Origin of the sequence: Mesorhizobium sp. M7A.F.Ca.CA.002.05.1.1, from assembly GCF_003998335.1 — a bacterium.
In the GTDB taxonomy this organism is placed as follows: domain Bacteria; phylum Pseudomonadota; class Alphaproteobacteria; order Rhizobiales; family Rhizobiaceae; genus Mesorhizobium.
Genome location: NZ_RZQI01001316.1, coordinates 1 through 1,131 on the forward strand (window position 1 = coordinate 1; position 1,131 = coordinate 1,131).

General features: G+C 59.4%; 2 protein-coding genes and 1 pseudogene. All 3 read right to left on the reverse strand.

Translation table 11 applies throughout. From position 1 onward, the window contains the following. On the reverse strand, window positions 1-213 hold a 213-nt coding region (locus EN939_RS35185; protein ID WP_127271940.1), incomplete at its 3' end, for a hypothetical protein. Between the two features lie 45 nt (window positions 214-258). Then, the gene (locus EN939_RS35190) at window positions 259-504 is read right to left on the reverse strand and encodes a hypothetical protein (RefSeq protein WP_127271942.1); all 246 of its coding nucleotides are present in this window, start codon (window positions 502-504) and stop codon (window positions 259-261) included. Between the two features lie 277 nt (window positions 505-781). Next, a pseudogene (locus EN939_RS35195) lies at window positions 782-1,131 on the reverse strand (alpha/beta hydrolase); the annotation flags it as partial.

Consider the following 1,131-nt stretch of genomic DNA (forward strand, 5'->3'; position numbering starts at 1 on the left):
GTCTCGCAAACGGTTGGCGGCATGATCCTGGTGCTGCTCGGTCGCGATCTGCCTGGAGTCCAAACCGCGTTCTTTGGAATGCTGCGCCTTGTCGCGATTGGACAGAACCTGGTTTTCTTCGAGCTTGTCCTTTGGCGTTACGGTCATGGCGCCTGTGCCAGAACCCTTTCCCTGTGAACCTGCTCCGATGTGTTTCTTGCTCCCGCGTGCCATGGGCTGCCTCCAATCTATGACAAATGTTCCAGGATCGGTGCTCATCTAGTCGTCAGGACGATTTTTGTGATGGACGCTTTCCTGATTTTTGCCGCGAAGGATGTTGCGGTCGTCCGGATCGACGAGGTTAGGTGTGTCGGTTCTCATGTCCGATCCTTTGCGCAGCGCTTCGCGTTCCGCCGCTGATCGTTTCAGATCCGCCTCTGAATCGAAATCCTTGCCGGCATTCTTTGTGTTTTCCCGCTCTTCAATGATGCGAATTTGTTGGTCATGGGTTTTGCGTCCAGTCATCGCTTCCTCCGGTGTGTTCGTGTTGGCGCTCGAAAGTCATCGGCCGCCTCTAAGGTCGGGTCACGGCGCTTGCCTGTCCGAGCCGGCTCTCGTGCTGATAATGGCAAGGTGACGGGATCGTTCCGAAGGCGTTGAATAAGCTTTTCGCCAGATGGCTCGGTTCACCGAGGCGCTCACGTTGACCGAGGCCGCCGCCCCGCCTTCTGAACCAGTACGTCCTTTGAACGTTTCGGCGACCGCCGGACTGGTGCCGGACGCCTTTCCGTCGCGCTCCAGTTCAGCGCAGGAAATCGACCACAGCCTGGATGAACTCTGCCGGATATTCGATGTTCGACAGATGGACCGCGGGCAGCACTATAAGCTTCGCGCCGGGCACCGCCGCGGCAATCATCTCACCGTGGCTGGCTGCTGTCACCGTGTCGTGCCGACCGGCGATCACCAGCGTCGGCCGCGGTATCAGTGCTACGGTGCGGCGAAGATCGGCGTCGCGAACCGCTGCGAACAGACCCGCCAGACCTTGCCGGTCGATAGCCAGCAGCATGGTGCGAAACTCTTCGACCACCGGCTCGTTGGCGGCAACCATCGACGTGGGGAACCAGTTGCTCAGGAACGTCTCGGCGGTTTCCG

Bases quoted from the DNA above. Each gene is read 5' to 3' on its own strand.
- EN939_RS35190 (WP_127271942.1), bottom strand. From the start codon at position 504: ATGACTGGACGCAAAACCCATGACCAACAAATTCGCATCATTGAAGAG.